General features: G+C 36.3%; 22 protein-coding genes. 10 read left to right on the top strand and 12 right to left on the bottom strand.

The features are described 5' to 3' along the window. Positions 1 to 302 precede the first annotated feature (302 nt). The 6 genes from A9G45_RS01815 to nlpD all read right to left on the bottom strand — a co-directional run bounded on the left by A9G45_RS01815 (position 303) and on the right by nlpD (position 5652). Positions 303 to 743, bottom strand: a complete 441-nt coding sequence (locus A9G45_RS01815; protein ID WP_065567100.1) for a hypothetical protein — start codon at positions 741 to 743, stop codon at positions 303 to 305. Positions 744 to 764: 21 nt separating this feature from the next. Then, positions 765 to 1358 (bottom strand): UbiX family flavin prenyltransferase, encoded by a 594-nt coding sequence (locus A9G45_RS01810; RefSeq protein WP_065567101.1) that lies wholly within the window; start codon positions 1356 to 1358, stop codon positions 765 to 767. 269 nt (positions 1359 to 1627) lie between these two features. Then, positions 1628 to 2836 (bottom strand): aldose 1-epimerase family protein, encoded by a 1209-nt coding sequence (locus tag A9G45_RS01805; RefSeq protein ID WP_065567102.1) that lies wholly within the window; start codon positions 2834 to 2836, stop codon positions 1628 to 1630. A gap of 181 nt (positions 2837 to 3017) precedes the next feature. After that, positions 3018 to 3596, bottom strand: a complete 579-nt coding sequence (locus A9G45_RS01800) for a thymidine kinase (protein ID WP_065567103.1) — start codon at positions 3594 to 3596, stop codon at positions 3018 to 3020. Positions 3597 to 3707: 111 nt separating this feature from the next. Further along, on the bottom strand, positions 3708 to 4460 hold the full coding sequence (gpmA, locus tag A9G45_RS01795) for a 2,3-diphosphoglycerate-dependent phosphoglycerate mutase (protein WP_065567104.1): 753 nt from the start codon (positions 4458 to 4460) through the stop codon (positions 3708 to 3710). A gap of 118 nt (positions 4461 to 4578) precedes the next feature. Beyond that, positions 4579 to 5652, bottom strand: a complete 1074-nt coding sequence (gene nlpD, locus A9G45_RS01790; protein ID WP_176700676.1) for a murein hydrolase activator NlpD — start codon at positions 5650 to 5652, stop codon at positions 4579 to 4581. Between the two features lie 468 nt (positions 5653 to 6120). On the opposite strand from nlpD, the gene rsmI reads away from it, so the two are divergent. The 3 genes from rsmI to moeA all read left to right on the top strand — a co-directional run bounded on the left by rsmI (position 6121) and on the right by moeA (position 9656). After that, the gene (gene rsmI, locus A9G45_RS01785; RefSeq protein ID WP_065567106.1) at positions 6121 to 6948 is read left to right on the top strand and encodes a 16S rRNA (cytidine(1402)-2'-O)-methyltransferase; all 828 of its coding nucleotides are present in this window, start codon (positions 6121 to 6123) and stop codon (positions 6946 to 6948) included. 226 nt (positions 6949 to 7174) lie between these two features. Continuing rightward, positions 7175 to 8266, top strand: coding sequence for a redox-regulated ATPase YchF (gene ychF, locus A9G45_RS01780; protein WP_065567107.1), 1092 nt, complete (start codon positions 7175 to 7177; stop codon positions 8264 to 8266). Positions 8267 to 8429: 163 nt separating this feature from the next. Beyond that, positions 8430 to 9656 (top strand): molybdopterin molybdotransferase MoeA, encoded by a 1227-nt coding sequence (moeA, locus tag A9G45_RS01775; RefSeq protein WP_065567108.1) that lies wholly within the window; start codon positions 8430 to 8432, stop codon positions 9654 to 9656. 171 nt (positions 9657 to 9827) lie between these two features. Here moeA and A9G45_RS01770 read toward each other — a convergent pair whose 3' ends face one another. From A9G45_RS01770 to folB, 4 genes are all read right to left on the bottom strand, one after another. Further along, entirely contained in the window at positions 9828 to 10256 is a 429-nt protein-coding gene (locus A9G45_RS01770; RefSeq protein ID WP_065567109.1) for an EamA family transporter, read from the bottom strand. Between the two features lies 1 nt (position 10257). Continuing rightward, positions 10258 to 10464 (bottom strand): hypothetical protein, encoded by a 207-nt coding sequence (locus tag A9G45_RS01765; protein WP_065567110.1) that lies wholly within the window; start codon positions 10462 to 10464, stop codon positions 10258 to 10260. A 64-nt stretch (positions 10465 to 10528) separates the two neighbouring features. After that, positions 10529 to 11524, bottom strand: a complete 996-nt coding sequence (locus tag A9G45_RS01760) for an MBL fold metallo-hydrolase (protein ID WP_065567111.1) — start codon at positions 11522 to 11524, stop codon at positions 10529 to 10531. A 31-nt stretch (positions 11525 to 11555) separates the two neighbouring features. Continuing rightward, complete coding sequence (folB, locus tag A9G45_RS01755) at positions 11556 to 11927, bottom strand: dihydroneopterin aldolase (RefSeq protein ID WP_065567112.1); 372 nt, start codon at positions 11925 to 11927, stop codon at positions 11556 to 11558. Positions 11928 to 12024: 97 nt separating this feature from the next. Between folB and rsmE the strand changes: the two genes are divergently transcribed. The 7 genes from rsmE (at position 12025) to A9G45_RS01720 (ending at position 17657) form a co-directional block, all read left to right on the top strand. Beyond that, a complete protein-coding gene (rsmE, locus tag A9G45_RS01750) occupies positions 12025 to 12750 on the top strand; it encodes a 16S rRNA (uracil(1498)-N(3))-methyltransferase (protein ID WP_065567113.1) in 726 nt (241 codons plus the stop codon). Positions 12751 to 12927: 177 nt separating this feature from the next. Further along, the gene (gene gshB / locus A9G45_RS01745) at positions 12928 to 13878 is read left to right on the top strand and encodes a glutathione synthase (protein WP_065567114.1); all 951 of its coding nucleotides are present in this window, start codon (positions 12928 to 12930) and stop codon (positions 13876 to 13878) included. Between the two features lie 9 nt (positions 13879 to 13887). Beyond that, on the top strand, positions 13888 to 14340 hold the full coding sequence (locus A9G45_RS01740) for a GNAT family N-acetyltransferase (RefSeq protein WP_065567115.1): 453 nt from the start codon (positions 13888 to 13890) through the stop codon (positions 14338 to 14340). 20 nt (positions 14341 to 14360) lie between these two features. Next, positions 14361 to 14918, top strand: a complete 558-nt coding sequence (locus A9G45_RS01735) for a YqgE/AlgH family protein (RefSeq protein ID WP_065567116.1) — start codon at positions 14361 to 14363, stop codon at positions 14916 to 14918. 3 nt (positions 14919 to 14921) lie between these two features. Further along, positions 14922 to 15332 carry a Holliday junction resolvase RuvX gene (ruvX, locus tag A9G45_RS01730; RefSeq protein WP_065567117.1) on the top strand — a complete coding sequence of 137 codons (411 nt, stop codon included), beginning with the start codon at positions 14922 to 14924 and terminating at the stop codon, positions 15330 to 15332. Between the two features lie 98 nt (positions 15333 to 15430). Further along, the gene (purM, locus tag A9G45_RS01725; RefSeq protein ID WP_065567118.1) at positions 15431 to 16468 is read left to right on the top strand and encodes a phosphoribosylformylglycinamidine cyclo-ligase; all 1038 of its coding nucleotides are present in this window, start codon (positions 15431 to 15433) and stop codon (positions 16466 to 16468) included. Between the two features lie 667 nt (positions 16469 to 17135). After that, on the top strand, positions 17136 to 17657 hold the full coding sequence (locus A9G45_RS01720) for a DUF6630 family protein (protein ID WP_065567119.1): 522 nt from the start codon (positions 17136 to 17138) through the stop codon (positions 17655 to 17657). A gap of 500 nt (positions 17658 to 18157) precedes the next feature. On the opposite strand, the gene A9G45_RS13650 is transcribed toward A9G45_RS01720, so the two are convergent. Next, positions 18158 to 18304: an integrase core domain-containing protein gene (locus A9G45_RS13650; RefSeq protein WP_081297778.1), complete on the bottom strand. Its 147-nt coding sequence runs from the start codon at positions 18302 to 18304 to the stop codon at positions 18158 to 18160. Positions 18305 to 18333: 29 nt separating this feature from the next. Next, a complete protein-coding gene (locus A9G45_RS01715) occupies positions 18334 to 20220 on the bottom strand; it encodes a DNA topoisomerase III (RefSeq protein WP_065567120.1) in 1887 nt (628 codons plus the stop codon). Positions 20221 to 20281: the final 61 nt, after the last annotated feature.

Raw genomic sequence — 20281 nt, 5'->3', positions numbered from 1 at the left:
TATTTTTATAAAATAATTAACCCAATTGCTAGCACTTTTTATATTTAAGGTAAATAATCGAAAAAAGACAAAGGCTAATAAGCAATAATACCGGTTCGACAAAAAACGATGCTTATTAACTAAAAAATGCCTGTGACATAGCGCCAAGTAAACTTGTTAAAAAACAACAAAAAGCAGTCAGAAAAGCCATTGATTTTATTGAAGTTTTTTCAAACACTCTTTTTGCTAATTATTTATAACATTTTGTTTTTTAACAATGAAAATAGGGTGAATGGATATTTTTTAGAAATATAAAAACTACGCTAACTCTCTTTTTCTTCTTGGTTCCAATAGATTTTTCGTCCAAATCCCAATAAATTACTGGTCATCTTTACACGTTGTAACTGTAATGACCAAATTGGTGCTTTTATTATTCTAGCAAACGGAAATGCTTGATAATATTGTGCATAAGCGTGCTTGGCCTGTTCTTTTTGTAATTGTATTGCTTGAGCTTGAAATTGGATGCCTTGAATTTGGGCAACCGTTTTAGGTGTCACACTAATTGTGCCTGCAACTTGTGGGCAAGTTAACATGGCTTTAGCATGTTCAGTTTTTAATTCGGAAAGGAGATACAAGCACATTACACGTTCATCAAAGACATAAAAGGCATTACATGCCCATGGTTTGTTGTCTGGCAAGATGACGTGAAGCGATAATACATGATGCTTTTTGATGAATTTAATAATTCTAGGATCCGTTTGCATATTTTCTGGACTCGATTGACGTTATTCAGGTTTAACGTTAAGGTGCAGATCTTCACCCCAACGAGGTAGCGATGGAACGTCCATGCCAAACAAATCAAGCGCCCTAGCTACACTGTGGGTGATCATGTCATCAATACTACTAATATGCTGATAAAGTGCTGGCACGGGTGGAAATATCACGCCCCCCATTAATGTGACTAATTCCATATTTTTAATATGCCCCAAATGAAGTGGTGTTTCTCTAATCATTAAGACTAACCGACGTCGCTCTTTTAATACGACATCAGCAGCACGAGTCAGTAAATTATCTGACAAGCTATTAGCAATCGCCGATAATGAACGCATTGAGCAAGGAGCAACTAGCATGCCGATTGTTTTATAAGAGCCACTAGCAATTGCAGCACCAATATTGTTAATGGAATGCACTTTATCTGCAAGTGCTTCAATTTGTTTTATATTCATGTTAGGAACTTCGTATGCACTTGTTATTTGTGCTGCTTTAGAAATAACAAGATGAGTTTCGATGTCCATTGGTTTTAATAGCTCTAACGCTTTTATTCCATAAGCAATTCCTGTTGCACCACTAATGCCAATTATTATTCGACGCGTTGTCATGTCTATTCCTGTATTAATATCCAATTGCGATAAAATCATTAATTTAAACAGTCAACTTATAACATTATACTGCTCATAACAAGCGATATTAAAGCCAGCTATCAAGGAAGTGACTATACCCTATATATGCGTAGCGAATCAAGTAGACAGCAGGTTATTCTTAGCTTTATTGATACATTGATAATAAATAAATTAAGAAGCGGAGGTTAAGTTATTAAGCGGTTATTGATGGCTACCAACATCAGATTTTGGCAGCCATTTTTAGTGATTTATTCTTTAGCCATGGGTTCATTAACAACTTTGGTTTGTTGGTTACCTTGAATAGCCTCGATTTTTTTTGCATATTTTGTTACATCATCTTTATTCGATAATAAACTATAAGTTAAGGTAAATTCTGCACTTTGTCCTGGCTCAAGTTGTCGAACACGTTTTTGTTCACGCTCAATAGTTACAGGATAAGCAAAGCTAGTACCTGGCTCTAAACCGGTGACATAACCTTGCTTCAGTGTGTCGGTGTTTTTCCACAACGAAAGGACAGGCAACTGTTTAATATTATAAGCAATACCAGCGGCTTTATCGCCAGCTTTGTTAGTTACCATTACTTGAGTTTGACCGTTGCTATCAGCGAAAGGATACACATTAAATACCATTTCATCAAAGCCTTTTGTTGGTCCTAAATAAGTTTGCCATGTGTTTAAACCATTTTTAGCATAATCGTTAAATGGTGAGATTTCTTTTACTGGCGCAACAAACTGTGCGCCTTCTTCAAGAATTGGCGTACCAAAATTGCTATGGTAGATAATTTGGTAATCGCGTGCATAATCACTTTTATTAGTCACCACATCATGCACGGTAAACTCCCTACTTCCTGGTACATAGCTAAGTGATGCCCACGTTTCTAGGTGACTTTTTTTGAACGTATTTTCTTTGATTAAACCTTTCACTGTAATAGTGTATGGTGCTTTATCAGCAATATCCACCATTAATTTAGATACCGGCGTGTTTTGTGCACGACCATGGAGTGTATACATCATACCATCAGCTTGCGTCGCATGACCTGTCCACTCAAAACCACAGCGCACCATCATTTCGTTAAAACCATCTAGCCAACCTATGCCTCCACGACTTTCTAAATTGATATATTTGGGGTGAACAATTTCATTTACTGGCGAATCCCAGCCCATACGAACACCATCACCAACAACCGACAAAATACCTAATCCTCGAGTTGGGCTTAATTTAATCGTGAAGTTATCACTAGAAATAGTTAAAACTTCAGTACCATCTTGTTTACCACCTTTAAGCACGGTATTTTCAATAGTAAACGTTTTACCTTTTACACCTAAAGCTTGACTTGAAATCGACCAATTCCCTTTAGCAAGGCCGTTTTCATTATCAGTCAATACAAATTCTTTCGCATTGGCATGATAACTAGCCAAACTAAGTAGCACTGCTAATGAAACAATTTTGATTTTCATGGTAAGACCTCATCGTTAATAAGTTAATACTGAATCGTTTCAGTCAATATGACATAAAAACCGAAGAAGCAATAAAAGAAAATGGCAAAAATGAGAGGTCATTCACACTTTTTTAGCATCAAATAAATCAACCTATAAACGTAATTTATTGACTTAAAATCAGTGTGAAATGTTTAGAATATCAGTTTTTAGGCCTAATTTGCCCAACCTTCCAGTGTTTTCGGCACACTGAATGGTATTCGCTATCACCCAGATGAATGGAATTGCCAAATTTAACAATTTGACCATCTTGCCCTTCTAATAAAATCATGGTGGCTTTTTTTCCACACCAGCATACGGTTTTAAGCTCTCTAAAATTGTCGGCAATTTCAAGTAGCGTTTTAGATCCTTCAAACAGATGCCCCATATAATCGGTTTTAATACCAAAGAACATAATTGGGACGCTATATTCATCACACACATCAGAGAGCTTCCAGATGGTGTTGCGCGATAAAAACTGACTTTCATCAATCAATATGCAGGCATATTGATTTTGTTTGATATGCTCAATGATGGCATCAACAGTTGTGTCATCAAGCAGTAATGCTTTTTTGCGTAATCCTAAGCGAGAGACAATTTCGACAGCCGAATCACGTGTATCAACCGATGACTTAAGTAGTAATGTTTGCATATTATTACTTAAGTAGTTGTGATCAATTTGTAGTAGTTCGGTAGATTTTCCGGCATTCATTACGCCATATATATAATAGATCTTAGACAAAATAACGCTCTCAAAATAAAAACAATGAATAAAAATAATGAATAAAAGCTGTGATGTAGGTAATAAAAAAGGTAAGTTAAATAACCTACCTTTTTTAACTTTAAGAAATAATTATTTTGCTTTACCTTGGTTTGCAACAGCCGCTTGTTTTGCAGCGATTTCATCAGCATTACCGAGATAATAGTGTTTAATGACTTTCATATTGTCATCAAATTCATACACTAACGGCACCCCAGTTGGGATGTTAAGCTCAATGATATCATCATCACTGATGTTGTCTAAATGTTTTACTAGTGCACGCAGTGAATTACCGTGAGCGGCAATAATAACACGCTCACCTTTAGCTACGCGTGGCGCAATTGTTGATTCCCAATAAGGAAGTACACGTTTAATAGTCAATGCTAAACTTTCCGTTAATGGTAATTCTGCTTCAGGTAAGTTGCTGTAGCGTGAATCATGTCCAGGAAAACGTTCATCTGATTTTTCAAGTGCAGGAGGGGTAATAGCAAAACCACGACGCCATAATTTTACTTGCTCATCGCCATATTTTGCTGCGGTTTCTGCTTTGTTTAAACCTTGTAATGCACCATAATGGCGTTCATTTAATTTCCAACTTTTTTCAACGGGTAACCATGCTTGATCAACTTCGTCTAGAACGTGCCATAATGTGTGAATAGCGCGTTTTAATACTGAAGTGTAAGCATAATCAAATGTGAAACCTTCTTTTTTTAGTAATTTACCCGCTTCAGCAGCTTCTTTATTGCCTTTATCAGATAAATCAACGTCAGTCCAACCACAAAAACGGTTCTCTTGGTTCCAAACACTTTCTCCATGTCGAATTAACACTAATTTTTTTACAGCCATGAGTATAACTCCTTTATTACGTATAATTAAATTTTAAGTGTATTTGGTTTATAGGCAGGTGGTATATGCAACCATGCCTGCCTATTTGTTTTGAATTAAAATGCTTAATTCAAAACATTTATTTTTTTGGTAAGTATTTTAACGGATCAACTGATTGCGCTTTATATCGAATTTCAAAGTGTAACCTAACTGACGAAGTGCCCGTAGCCCCCATTGTAGCAATTTGTTCACCTGCACGCACCGCTTGCTGTTCTTTTACTAATATAGATTGATTGTGCGCATACGCTGTTAAGTAATCATCATTATGTTTAATAATAATTAAATTACCATAACCAGGTAATGAATTGCCCGAATACACAACACGCCCATCAGCCGCTGCCATGACTTTAGCCCCAACTGAGCTTGATATATCAATACCTTTACTTATATTTGAGAATTTTTCAACAATCTTACCCCGTGCTGGCCATTGCCATGAAATATTAGCCACATTCACTTTTGAGGTACGGGTTGGTATAATGTCAGAAGAACTATCTAACGGCTCAGTGATAGTTTCCGTTTTTTCGATTGTCGTTGGTTGTTGATTTTTATCTGTTGTAGTAATCGAAGTCGTTGTTGTTTTAGTGATCGTTGGTCTGGTTTTGGCTTGCCCCATTGCGATAGTAGTATTATTGCTATTAACTTTATTCGATGTTGCTGGGTGTGTAGTGGTTTTTTGGGTTACGACAACAGTGCCACCACTAACATCTAGCACTTGCCCAACATTAACGGCAAAGGGTTCTTTGATATTATTTTTAGCCGCTAGTGAACGGTAATCGTTACCTGTTACCCACGCAATATAAAACAATGTATCCCCACGTTTTACAGTATAAGTATCGCCTTGATATCCACCTTTAGGTATTTCGTCATAATTACGGTTATAAACAATACGCTCGTTGCTAATTACCGTATCATTACTGTTAGCACTTATAGAATGAGTGTCGTTAGCGGTATTTGTATTGGACGTTGTCGTTTGTCTTGATGAAGGTGTAGAAGAGGCTCTACCACCCGTTGAAATATTCGCAGGTGGTTTGGTGTAAACAGAAGACGTTGATGATCCACCTGCTCCCGAAATATCTTCAATTTCGGCTTGCTCGGTTTGAGTACAAGCAACCGCTAACAAACTTAAGCAACTTAATGTCAGTATTTTTTTCAAAGCAACACCTTTCATTCTAGAATTTCATTTTTAGTTATTTTATGCAAAATACTATTTTCAGCACATATGGGGATATTTGCACATTTTAACGTTTTTATAGTAAAAAGCTATTATATTGATTACTTATTAAGTAAATCAATAATTTTATTTAGTTCTTTATGATTTTAGCTAATATTTAGCTTGTCAGCATATCATTTTCATAAAAATAACGATGCATACTCAAATCAATTGAACCTGATACTATTCACTTTTAATTTAGGTTAACCACTTTATCAACTAAGACTGCACACGCAAATTGTTGCCATAAGCAAATTCTAGTCATAAGCAAGTTATTTTAAGTTATATTCGCTAACTAATTTACTCAGACTAGTCGAATTTATTTTGAAAGTAATGAGTATATACAATAAAATGAGGGTTCGTACAGTATCTTTACCATCTTTCTATAAAAATTTAATGTGATTAAAAATAATGACTTTATATATTGTTGCTACCCCCATCGGAAATTTAGATGATATTACGTTTAGAGCGATCGATACACTTAAAAGCGTCGATCTGATTGCGGCTGAAGATACGCGTCATAGTGGCTTACTTTTACAACATTTGGGAATTAAAGCGAAGCTGTTTGCTTTGCATGATCATAATGAACAAGAAAAATCCAATATACTTATCGAGAAACTCAAATCAGGGTTATCCATTGCGTTGATTTCTGATGCAGGTACACCATTAATTAACGATCCAGGATATCATTTGGTTAAAGCATGTCACGAAAATGGCATTAAAGTCGTACCAATTCCTGGCGCTTGCGCTGCGATAACAGCTCTATGTGCTTCAGGATTACCGTCAGATAAGTTTATTTATGAAGGTTTTTTACCCGCTAAAACTAAAGCACGCCAAGATTACCTTACCCATTTATTAGACGAACCACGCACAATCATCTTTTATGAATCGACTCATCGCTTATTAGACACGCTTAATGATATGCAAACTATTTGGGGTGCTGATAAGCCAATTATTTTGGCTAAAGAGCTAACCAAAACGTGGGAAACTATTGTCAGTTTTAAGGTTAATGAGTTGATAAATTGGTTAAATGAAGATCCTGCCCGCCAAAAAGGTGAATTTGTGTTAATCGTGCAAGGCCATACAAAATCAGAGGAAGATATTGATCCAAAGGCGATTGGTACTCTTAAACTATTGCAAAAAGAACTGCCATTAAAAAAAGCAGCAGCTATTACCGCTGAAATATATGGACTTAAAAAGAATCAACTTTACCAAATCGGTTTGAATACAGAACAATAACTAAATGACTAAGTGGGTGGGTTATGGCCAGTATACAGCAAATATTAACTTGGTAATAAACTAAGCTTGGTAATAAACTAAGCTTGGTAATAAACAATAAATAGTAACTGTTAATTTGTTTAATTCCTCGTGGATTTATCGCTAAGAACATTGGCATAAATAGCACAATTTAGTATATAATCTCCCCTTATTTTTAAGACATTTATGATAAAAGGTAACAAACAATATGGGATTTAAATGTGGTATCGTCGGACTACCTAATGTGGGTAAGTCAACGCTTTTTAACGCACTAACTAAAGCTGGCATTGAAGCGGCTAACTTTCCGTTTTGTACTATCGAGCCAAACACTGGGGTTGTGCCGATGCCCGATCCACGTTTAGATGAACTGGCAAAAATTGTAAAACCACAACGTACATTGCCAACTACTATGGAATTTGTTGATATTGCAGGTTTAGTTAAAGGTGCGTCGAAAGGTGAAGGTTTAGGTAATCAATTTTTAGCTAATATTCGTGAAACTGAAGCCATTGGCCATGTTGTACGTTGTTTTGAAAATGATAATATCATTCACGTCGCTGGCAAGATCGATCCGGCTGAAGATATCGAGATTATTAATACTGAACTTGCCCTATCCGATCTTGAAGCTTGCGAACGTGCAATAACGCGCCTACAAAAACGTGCCAAAGGTGGCGATAAAGAGGCCAAATTTGAATTAGAAATCCTTGAAAAATGCTTACCACATTTAGAGCAAGGTAAAAAATTGTTGCAACTTGATTTAAGTAAAGAAGAGCTTGATGCAATTAAATACCTAAGCTTTTTAACCCTAAAACCAACCATGTATATCGCTAATGTGAATGAAGATGGTTTTGAAAACAATCCTTATTTAGATAAAGTCAAAGCCATTGCTGAACAAGAAAAGGCCATAGTTGTACCTGTATGTGCCGCAATTGAAGCCGAGCTTGCTGAGCTTGATGATGCTGATCGTGACGAATTTATGCAAGATTTAGGGTTAACAGAACCTGGTCTAAACCGCGTGATTCGTGCAGGATATAGTTTGCTTAATTTACAAACGTACTTTACAGCAGGTGTTAAGGAGGTTCGAGCATGGACAATTTCAGTTGGCGATACAGCGCCACAAGCAGCAGGTAAAATTCATACTGATTTTGAAAAAGGGTTTATTCGCGCTCAAACTATCGCTTTTGAAGATTTTATTAAATACGGCGGTGAACAAGGTGCAAAAGAAGCAGGCAAAATGCGCGCTGAGGGTAAAGATTATGTCGTGCAAGATGGCGATATTATGAACTTCTTATTTAATGTATAGCTAATGATTTGACGTCGCCTTTTGGCGACGTTGTTATATTAGCAATCATAAAGATCAATTCAATCTTGATAAAAAAGTGATTTTTACTAAAACAGATACATTTCCTGAAATTTCTTAGCAAGATCAAATAATAGCTTCATAAACATAAGGAAGGCACACTTTTATGTTACTCACATTTCAACAAGCCAAACAGCAAATGCTTCAACGCGCATCAGCCATAAAATCACTCAATTGCGAAAAAGTTTCTTTGTTAGATGCATTAGGACGTATCACTGCAAAGCCGGTAATGTCGCCGATTAATGTGCCAAGCTTTAATAACTCAGCGATGGATGGGTATGCCGTTAGATTATCCGATGTTAATCAATCTAAATTATTACCTATAGCGGGCATTATTTTAGCTGGCGATGATATAAGTAATCTTAATTGGCCACAAGGTACTTGTTTACGTATTATGACTGGAGCACCCGTACCTAATGATGCTGATGCCGTAGTGATGCAAGAACAGACCGAAAAATCGGAGCTAGGTATCACTTTTTTAAATGAGGTAAAAGTTGGCGATAATATCCGCCGTATGGGCGAAGATATAAAAAAAGACACTGCCGTTGTGAGTAAAGGAGAAAAATTAACCATCCCTATACTATCAACCCTTGCGACATTAGGCATTAGTGAAGTTTTGGTTTTTAAAAAACTGAAAGTAGCTATCTTATCAACAGGTAATGAATTAACGCCAATTGGTGAGCCTTTAGCTGGTAATAGTGCTATTTATGATAGTAACCGTTTCACGCTAAAATTATTATTAACTGAGCTTAACTGTGACATTGTCGATCTTGGTATCATTTCTGATGACCCTGCTCAAATCAAACAAGCGTTGATAGCCGCATCGAACCAAGCTGATTTAGTCATCACCAGCGGTGGCGTTTCTGTGGGCGATGCAGATTATACTAAAGTGGCTTTAGAAGCGCTTGGCAAAATCAGCTTTTGGAAAATTGCGATGAAACCTGGCAAGCCTTTTGCCTTTGGCAACATTGGCGAGGCGCTATTTTGTGGTTTGCCCGGCAATCCAGTTTCAACCTTAGTGACTTTTTATCAATTAGTACAACCACTAATTTTAGCGCTTTCAGGGGTTGAAGCACCAGCCATTGATTTAACCTTTAAAGTAAGCACTGCAACCAATCTTAAAAAGAGCCTTGGTAGAGTAGACTTTCAACGTGGTATGTTACAAATAAATGCACAAGGTGAGTTAGAAGTTAGCACAACAGGTCAGCAAGGATCGCATATGACACAATCATTTAAGCAAGCTAATTGTTTTATTGTGCTTGAACAGGATCGTGGTAATGTCAGCAAAGGGGAGCAGGTAACGGTTGAGCTGTTTAATCGTTTACTAAAGTAAGCGTGGTTTAAATACCCATTTGCATTATTTACCATAATAGTCATGCACATTTATTATGTGTATGATTTAGTTGTGTAAATAGGTGGTATGTAACATTATGAACATATCGTTATATTGGTTTATTACTATATAACGGTATAACCCGCTGGCAGATAATAAGTTGAGATATAATTAAAATAGTGCAACTAATATCGCGCCTACGGCAATCATAGCAACCCCTACACCAGCTAATAGCGAAACCTTTTCACCGAATAAAATAGCAGCAAATACAACAGCAAAAACTACGCTTAACTTGTCAATTGGCGCAACTTGCGATACTTTGCCCTCTTTAATCGCCATAAAATAAAATAGCCAAGATAGCGCACCGGCAATGCCACTTAGTGCAATAATAAATAACGCCTTTTTATCATTAAAAAACGTGTTGATAAGGCTTAGTTTACCTTGAACAGCAACCACCCCAACTAAAAAAATAGCCATGACAATAGCACGAATTGCAGTTGCTGTGTTTGCATCAAGGTACTGTAAACCGATTTTTCCTAAAATAGCTACGCATGCCGCAGTAATAGCGGAAAGTAGCGCATAAATAAGCCACGCACTCATATTAGTATTTATCGATTTTAAATAGGTATTGTTGATTGTTGGAATTCGTTTCACATTGTTGTGATTTACTCATCACCCCACGACAATCTTCTAAAACACCGTGAGCTTTTGACCAATGATAAGTTTTACCTTCGTCGTTTTTACCTCCACATCCAACTAATGCCAAGCTAAACATCAAACAAGACAAACCAATAACCATAGCTTTCATTTCATTCTCCTTTTTTGGGCAAACGCATTAAATATTTAACAGCATTGCTGTTTTTTTATGGGAATTATTTTAATTCAGAATGAATGTGATTAATAGCTAAAGTACCACCTATTTTTAATAGATTAAAGTGGCGGTTTGCTTTATATTCATTTAATAACTGGCACGGTTCATCTAATGGCTCGTCAGCTAATTCAAATGCTCCCCAATGAATAGCTATGGCTGAATGGCATTGTAATTCATCGTACAGTTGCACAGCTTGCTTGGGGTCAATATGCTGTGATTTCATATACCAACGTGGCGCATAAGCACCAATAGGTATTAATGCCAAATCAATTGAAGGAAAACGCCTAGCAATCTCTTTTAATTCAACACAATAGCTAGTATCCCCCATAAAATAGACTGTTTTTGTTTGATTAGCAATCTTAGATTGGATCATCCAACCACACCATAATGCTTTATTCACATCAAACAATCCTCGATTGCTCCAGTGTACAGCTGGGGTAGCAGAAAAAGTAAGCCCATCAATAGTTTTACACCCCCACCAATCTAATTCAATAGTGTTCTTAGCCCCCCACTTTAGTAATGTTTTTTTTAAACCAAGCGGAACCATAATGACAACATGAGGGAAACGAGCCAATAATTGCTGAATACTTTTATAATCAAGATGATCATAATGGTTATGTGAAATAACAATAAAATCAATCTGTGGCAATTGTTCAATATCTAAAGCTGGCGGTGTTCGCCGTTTAGGTCCTATGAATTGCGAAGGTGAAGCCCGCTTAGAAAAGATAGGATCAGTTAAAATCATCTTACCATTTAAAAGAATCAATGTTGTTGAGTGACCAATCCACCAAACTCTATCATCAGGTAAACTGAGATTGATTGGCTCAAACCATGTTTGGTTAAAAGTATGATAACCTACTTTAGGTGGTAACACTTTACGCTTAAAACGCCAACGTAAAAACTCGCCAATTTTAATTTTAAAAGATGCATCATGTTTAAACCCTTTAGCAGTATGATGTTTTTTTTGAGTCGTTAAATCTTGTTTTTGATCATCCATCCTGATAGCCTTCTTTGACAATCAATTTAGTTTAGTAATTTGCTGTACGTTCAATAATTACAGCAACATTCCGAGCATTTGCTATTGCTGTTGGTTTAGATACTTTAACTTTCAACCAATTAACAGAAAATTGTTTAATAATCATTTCAGCGACTCGCTCTGCTACACATTCAATCAGCTCAAATTTCGAAGATTGAATAAAGTGTGTTATCGTTTGGCTAACCTCAAAATAGTCTAAACAAAGCGATACATTATCGCTTTCGCCAGCAGGTTTATTATCCCATGCCATTTCAAGATCAAGAACTAGCTTCTGCTTAATGGTCTTTTCCCAATCATAGACGCCGATGGTTGTTAGAACAGTTAATCCTTCAATCAGTACCCTATCTTTGCTGTATGTATTCATACCCGATTCCAAATGCCTAATTACATTAAATAGAGATTACCGAATCTTGTTAAATTACGCTATAATTTATTTTAAATAATACTAAATATCCGTAATTATGACTCGAATTTTTCAACCTTTTATTATTGAGCAAAATAGCCTTATTACCTTGGATGATAATGCGTTTAACCACCTCATTCGTGTATTACGAATGAAGGTCGGTGAAAAAATTATCTTATTTGATGGATCTAATCATATTACCCCTGCGATTATTCATGAAGTCAATAAAAAATCGGTTACAGTCAAAACAGCTTCGTCCATTTTAGATAATCGCGAATCGCCATTAGAGATCCATTTGGGGCAAGTGATATCACGCGGCGAAAAAATGGAATTTACTATTCAGAAATCGGTTGAGTTAGGTATCAGTAGTATAACGCCACTACTTTCTGAACGTTGTGGGGTTAAGCTCGATACCGAAAGATTAGATAAAAAAACACAACAGTGGCAAAAAATTGTGATTTCCGCTTGTGAACAGTGTGGACGCAATATAATTCCTGAAATCAAACCTGTCATGAAATTAGAAAACTGGTGTGCAAGTTTAACGGAAGGATTAAGACTCAATTTACATCCTAAAGCTAAACACGGCATAAAACAATTAGCTAATGAGCATAAAAAAATTTATTTATTGATTGGGCCAGAAGGTGGATTGTCTGGCAATGAAATTAGCATGACGCATAACTATCATTTTACAGATATTTTACTCGGACCAAGAGTGTTACGAACAGAAACCGCTGCGCTCACAGCGCTTACCGCATTACAAGTGCACTTAGGCGATCTTGGATAAACACGGCAAAATGTAGCCGATAAGTAATGATTACTTTGCAACTGGCTTAGTAACGAGTATGATAACAGCAAGCATTATTTTGGGTGTTGCCATTAAGCCTTGACAAAGCGCTTTAGGTAATACCTATATTTTAATATAAAAACCCAATTAAGTAGATAAAATCAGTAAGGAGTCATTATGATAAAACTGGGCATTGTAATGGACCCAATTAGTCATATCAAAATAAAAAAAGACACCAGTTTTGCCATGTTACTTGAGGCACAAAAGCGAGGGTATCAACTTTTTTATATGGAAATGAATGATCTCTTCTTACGCAATGGTGAAGCTTATGCAACAACACGGACATTAACTGTTTGTAATGATGATCACCATTGGTTCGATATGAACAATGAACAAACCATACCCTTAAGTGATCTTGATGTCATATTAATGCGTAAAGATCCCCCATTTGATACCGAATTTATTTATGCAACCTATATTCTAGAGCGTGCTGAGGCAAAAGGCGTATTAGTAGTAAATAAGCCTAAAAGTTTACGTGATTGTAACGAAAAATTGTTTACTGCATGGTTTGCAAAATTTACGCCTGAAACATTGGTTACTCGTCAAACTCAACAGATTAAATCCTTTTATCAAGAGCATAACGATATCATTTTAAAGCCACTTGACGGTATGGGTGGAGCGTCAATTTTTAGAATTAAAGCTGGTGATCCCAATGTGTCGGTTATCATTGAAACCTTAACTGAGCACAACTCACGTTACTGTATGGCTCAAACTTACATACCAGCGATAACAGACGGGGATAAACGTGTTTTGGTTGTCGATGGTGAGCCTGTACCCTATTGTTTAGCAAGAATTCCACAAAAAGGGGAAACTCGAGGTAACCTTGCCGCAGGTGGGCACGGAGAAGTAAGAGCATTAAGTGAAAGTGATTGGCATATTGCCAAAAGTATTGCCCCAACGTTAAAAGAAAAAGGCTTACTATTTGTTGGTTTAGATATTATTGGCGATAAGCTAACTGAAATTAACGTAACAAGTCCCACTTGTGTTCGTGAAATTGAGGCAAAAAACCCAAATCTTTCCATTACAGGTATGTTAATGGATGCCATTGAACGTCGATTAAATAAGTAGAGCAAAAAAATGATCAGAGAATATAAAACAGCAGATTTAGATAAAGTCATGGCTATATGGCTAGAAGGTAATGAACAAGCACATCGTTTTATTGATCCTCAATTTTTCAAACAAAATTATGAATTAGTAAAAATGCTCATTCCTATGTCGACATTATATGTTCAAGATCTTGATGGAGTAAAAGGTTTTATTGGCATAACTGAAAACTATATTTCAGGTTTATTTGTTGATGAGGCTTTTCGCCGACAAGGGACAGGTAAAGCACTCGTTGAAAAAGCAAAACAACGCCATAATGAACTGCTAGTGCATGTTTATAAAAAAAATACCGCAGCGATTGATTTTTTTCTTTCTCAGGATTTTAATATTGTATCAGAATCAATCAACGAAGAAACCGGAGAGCCTGAGCTATTAATGCGCTGTAATGTTGAGCATAAAGTTAAAATTGGTAAATGCGCGTTATAAACTATTAAAAATGTGAACATATGAATTTAAAAAATCATTTTATCATCGCTATGCCAACGATAAGCGATTCAACATTTAGTCGCTCGGTTATCTACATTTGTGAGCATAACCGCGATGGTGCTATGGGTATCACCATTAATAAACCGATATTAGAACTTAATGTATCAACAGTACTGACACGTTTAGATATAACAGCAAGCAAAAATTGTGCTGAACTGGAACAGCCCGTTTTCGCTGGTGGTCCTATTGCTGAAGAACAAGGGTTTATTTTGCACACACCACAGCAAGGTTTTTCATCAAGCATACAAATTTCTGACGATGTGATGATTACAACATCGCTTGATTTATTAAAAACTATCGGTTCTCCTGAACAACCAAAAGATATATTGCTCGCATTAGGTTATACCAGCTGGCAATCGCTACAACTCGAAGAAGAAGTAGCACGAAACAATTGGTTAGTTGCTGATACAGATCCTAAAATTATTTTTGAGATTGCCATCAATGAACGGTGGCAAAAAGCAGCAGAATCTCTTGGTATTAATATGAATACCATTTCACACCAAATGGGAAATGCATAACCAATGGCAACGATTATCGCATTTGATTTTGGCACAGCAAGTATTGGTGCGGCTATTGGCCAAGATATCACTAAAACAGCTAGCCCTTTATGCTCATTTAAGGCACGCGATGGCATTCCTAACTGGCAAACAATCGAAAAGGTCTTAAACGAGTGGAAACCCGATTTTTTAGTAGTCGGATTGCCTTTAAATATGGATGGCACAGAGCAACCACTCACTGCCCGAGCACGCAAATTTGCTAACCGTTTACATGGTATGTTTGGTTATCAAGTCCATTTACAAGATGAACGATTATCAACCGTTGAAGCTAAATCACATATTTTTGCTTCTCGCGGTTATCGAGCACTTGAAAAAGGTCATGTAGATGCGACTTCCGCAATCATTATTTTAGAAAGTTGGTTTGAAAACAATTAATTATTTTAATTAATCAATTCTTTTACCTAATAATAGATCGCCAACCAATATCATCCTTGCTAAAATAAACAGCAATTTTTTATTGGAAGGAACTTGCCGTGTCAAATAACAACTCTCTTAGTTATAAAGATGCTGGTGTCGATATTGATGCCGGCAATGAACTTGTTAATCGCATCAAATCGGTTGTAAAAGAGACCAAGCGCCCCGAAGTTATGGGGGGATTGGGTGGTTTTGGCGCGTTATGTGCTATTCCACAAAAATACAAAGAACCAATTTTAGTATCGGGCACGGATGGTGTGGGCACCAAATTACGCCTGGCAATGGATTTAAACCGCCATGAATCAATTGGTATTGATTTAGTGGCAATGTGCGTTAATGACCTGATTGTGCAAGGTGCAGAACCTTTATTCTTTCTTGATTATTATGCCACAGGTAAACTTAATGTCGATGTTGCAGCAACAGTAGTCACAGGCATTGCCGAAGGCTGTAAACAATCAGGATGTGCTTTAGTTGGCGGCGAAACTGCCGAAATGCCAGGCATGTATCAGGGAAATGACTACGATTTAGCGGGATTTTGTGTTGGTGTAGTTGAAAAATCAGCTATGATAGACGGTAGCAAGGTGCAAGATGGCGATGCATTAATCGCATTAGCTTCAAGCGGTGCTCATTCTAATGGCTATTCGTTAGTACGTAAAATTATTGAAGTCAGTGGTGTAAACCCTGCTACTGAACAGTTAGACGGCAAACCACTTGCCGATCACTTGCTAGCACCAACTAAAATCTATGTTAAGCCCATACTTGATTTAATTGCGCAAGTTGATATCCATGCAATAGCACATATAACAGGTGGTGGTTTCTGGGAAAACATTCCTCGTGTGTTACCTGAAAATACTCAAGCGATAATTAATGAAGCAAGTTGGCAATGGCCTGCTATATTTAATTGGTTACAAAAAGCAGGCAATGTTAGCCGCCATGAAATGTACCGCACCTTTAATTGTGGTGTTGGCTTAATTATTGCCATACCAAAACCATGGGTCGATAAAACAATTACCTTACTAAATAACCATGGTGAAACAGCATGGCTATTGGGTGAAATTAAACAGACTACATCAGCAGAGCGGGTAATAATAAAATAGATTTTTCATTCACTTTATCTATCCAAATCTTAACATCCTCCCTGCCCTAAAGGACGGAAATTCCTACTGAAGTTAGTTTATGCTAACTTCAGTAGGTTTCTGCTTCTGATAGCATGATGACTACACCATTCGCATTACAGACACTTCGGCATATCCTACCCCTAGTATATATTAAGGCACTAACCATTCATCCTCGCCAAAAAATGAACCAATGCCTTCTGTACCGCCACTTATCCAGATATAGTTAACATTAAATTCAGCTTGTTTTTGATATCACTAAAGCTAATGGTGTCTGTATCAAGTTTGTTTTGTTGGTATCTTCGGCTTCTGAAAATATTCCAACTCTTTTTAGGTAGTATTGTGACAAAAGAATTTATGTTATTATTTACCATCATTTTATAAAATAAAAAATCCAATAAAATCAATGACTTTTCTGAATGATTTTTGTAGCATAATCATCTTAAGTATGGATTTTGGCAATAGAATTAACTGTTACCTTTAGCTGATAATATAACTATCTCCTAAAACAAGCAGCTTAATTTTCTAGGTGGCTTGTGTGTTAAGTTTGGGATATTTACACAAGGCTAATTTGACAATATCATTTGCTTTATAATAAAAGCAACAAATCCAATAGTAAAAAATCAATTAAAATAGAAAGGAATATTATATGCAATGGCTTATTACAGATGAATTTAGGCAAGACTTAAAAAAATTGGTAGCACTTTTAACTAACAGTCTTGATTTACAATGGATTAATGATGTGATTGATCATTATGAATGGGATGAAGACGAAGATGAGGAATTTGAAACAGATTATTTAGTGAGTGAAGACGAACTGATCACTTTTCGCCAAGTTGAGATATTAGGCGATATATTACAACCGGAATTTATGCTACAAATCGATTGGAACGAAAGCGTTGATGAGCTTAAATTAGGGATTGAAGATCTGTTACTCAATAATTTTGGTGTTAACCGTGTTTCGTTCCCGAATATGCGTCATTACGATAACCGCACAACTGTTTCAAATGATGGAGTATTAGCAGATTTTAATCGAGAACTTAAAAAACAAGGTTTTAATCTTGCTAATGTCATATCGGGGGATGATAATTTATGGATTATCGTTTACCCAACGACAGCACATAACGAAGTAGAATACCTAATTAATCAATTGGGTAGCGAATTAGAGTAGTGGGATAAATTACTTTACAAACAGGCGTAGCATTGTTCGATTATGGCGTTAAAATGCCATCTGTACCCATTAATGGTTGTTGGTTATTTTGTAATAACTTTAATGCTTTTTCAAAACCTATTTTTTGAGGCATGTGTCATTTCTTTTTGATACCTAGTTCAGCGAAATGACACGGCATATTGAACGCGCTCGCACTCTTATTATTTCAACTTGATTTATTTCCCGCTTTAATTGCGCTATTTCGCATGAAAAAACATTAATGAAAAAATTAGAGCTATCATCATCTAATTGTAGCGGTTTATGTAAACATAATTTATCCTTTTTTTTCAAGGATTGAAAGCGATTGCTTTTAGCTTTTTTCTTCTTATCAAATAGCGCAATTTTTTGCTTTAGTTTATCAAAAGAATAAAGGTAAATTTGGTCATAATCAAAGCGACGATTCGTCTTTTAAGCATATCTTGCAAAGATCCTCAAACTTAGCACACAACTGACGTAGAAAATTAAGTTACTTGTTTTAGTGTTTTACATTCAATTGACGCCATGTTCTTCAATGTTCCATGCGGTCTTTCCGTGTTATAAATCATTACCCCTTCTTCGGTTACTCTCTTCGCTTGCGCTAAGTTGTTAAAAAGAGATAAATCGAGCATTTCATTCTATTTTGATGATGATAGCGACACTAAGATCTAATATTCAATCGCGCATTTTTTAACTGATTAACAAGCTCTAGTAGTGATAAATTGAGTTGGTGCATAAATTGCTGGTATGAAAACTCTTTTTTGCTAATTTCATCTAATTGTAATTCCCAATGTGCTGTCATGTCGGGCATCGACATGATATCAGGTAATGATAAAATCAGATTTTTACCCACGTCAGTTGAACGTATTGTTTTACCTTGACGAGTCAAAAACTGGCGTTTAAATAACAATTCGATAATACCGGCTCTCGTTGCTTCGGTACCTAAGCCATCCGTTTCACGTAATATTTTTTTAATTTCAGGATCTTTAACAAATCGAGCAATACCCGTCATAGCCGATAATAATGTCGCATCGGTAAAGGCTCTTGGTGGCTGGGTTTCTTTACTCAGCAATTCAGTATCAACACATTGCACAGTTTCCCCCTTTTTAACCAATTTAGTTAATAACCCATTGGTTTCATTATCATCTGCATCAGTTTGGTAGTTTTTACTCCTAAATAGACTCTTCCAACCCTCATCAAGCATTTGGTTTGCTTTAGCAATAAATTTCCCGCCTTGAATATCAACATCAATTTGCAATTCGGCATATTTGTAAGCAGGATAAAATTGCGCTAAATATTGCGTTGCAATAACTTGATAAACCGCCTTTTCGTTATCGCTCAAATTTGTCATTTTAGTTTTGCGTAATGTAGGGATAATAGCATGATGTGCTTCGACTTTTTTATTATTCCAAGCTTTGGAACGCAAAGTAAAATTTGCCTGGTCAATGGCAGTTTGAAGCTCAGGGCAATTATTTTCAATAGCAGACTTAACGCCCATAATTTGTTTTAAATGATCTTCAGGTAGAAAGCGACAATCTGACCTTGGATAAGTAATTAATTTGTGCTTTTCATATAACGATTGACAAATGTCGAGTACATCTTGCGCACTTAATCCATTTTTCCTAGCCATTTCAATTTGCAGTGCCGATAAATTAAATGGCATGGGAGGTGCCAACTCTTTCTTTTTGTTGCTAACTTTATCAATTGTTCCTGGTTTACCTTTTATGCGTTGACAAACATTTTCAGCCAACTTTTTGACTAATACTCGCCCTTCTTCATCTTGATAAGGTGCACAGGCTTCGCTTGGTTGCCATTTTGCCTTAAATGTTTCATTGTCTTTGGTTTGCAATACAGCAAACACTTCATAAAAAGGTTTAGGTACAAATTGTGCTATCTCTAAATCACGCCTAACCACTAACCCTAAAATAGGTGTTTGTACTCGCCCAATTGATAATACACCTCGATAACCGTTTTTTTGTCCAACAATAGTGCAAAGCCGGCTCATATTAATGCCATAAAGCCAATCCGCTCGAGCTCTTGCCAATGCAGAGGTTGATAAAGGAATAAAATCTTGGTTATTACGTAATTGTTGCAATGATTTTTCAACAGCGCTCGCATTTAAATCACTAATTAAACATCGCTGTATAGCTTTGCGTTTGCTCGGCGGTAATTGGCAATAATTTAAGACTTCATCCACCAATAATTGTCCTTCTCTATCGGGGTCACCGGCATGTACAATTTGATCGGCAGAGTTAATTAGATCGACCAAAATATTAAATTGTTTTTTTGTATTGTCTTTTGGCATTAAGATCCATTTTTCAGGCACTATAGGTAAATCACTCATCACCCATTTTTTATATTTAGGATCATAAATTTCTGGTGTAGCTTGCTCTAAAAGATGACCAATACACCAGCTAACAATATCACCATTACTTGCTTTAATAAAACCATTGCCTTTTTGGTGAGGTTTAGGCAATACATCAGCAATAGCTCTAGCTAAGCTGGGTTTTTCAGCAATAAATAAACGATAAGAATGATTAGATCGCATAACAATGATTATTCATTAAATATTTCAAGCAATATACGCTTCATAAAGGAGAGTATCTAAT

The organism is Gilliamella sp. HK2 (genome assembly GCF_001690265.1).
GTDB classification, from domain to species: domain Bacteria; phylum Pseudomonadota; class Gammaproteobacteria; order Enterobacterales; family Orbaceae; genus Gilliamella; species Gilliamella apicola_C.
This window is presented reverse-complemented; position numbering and strand designations above follow the sequence as displayed.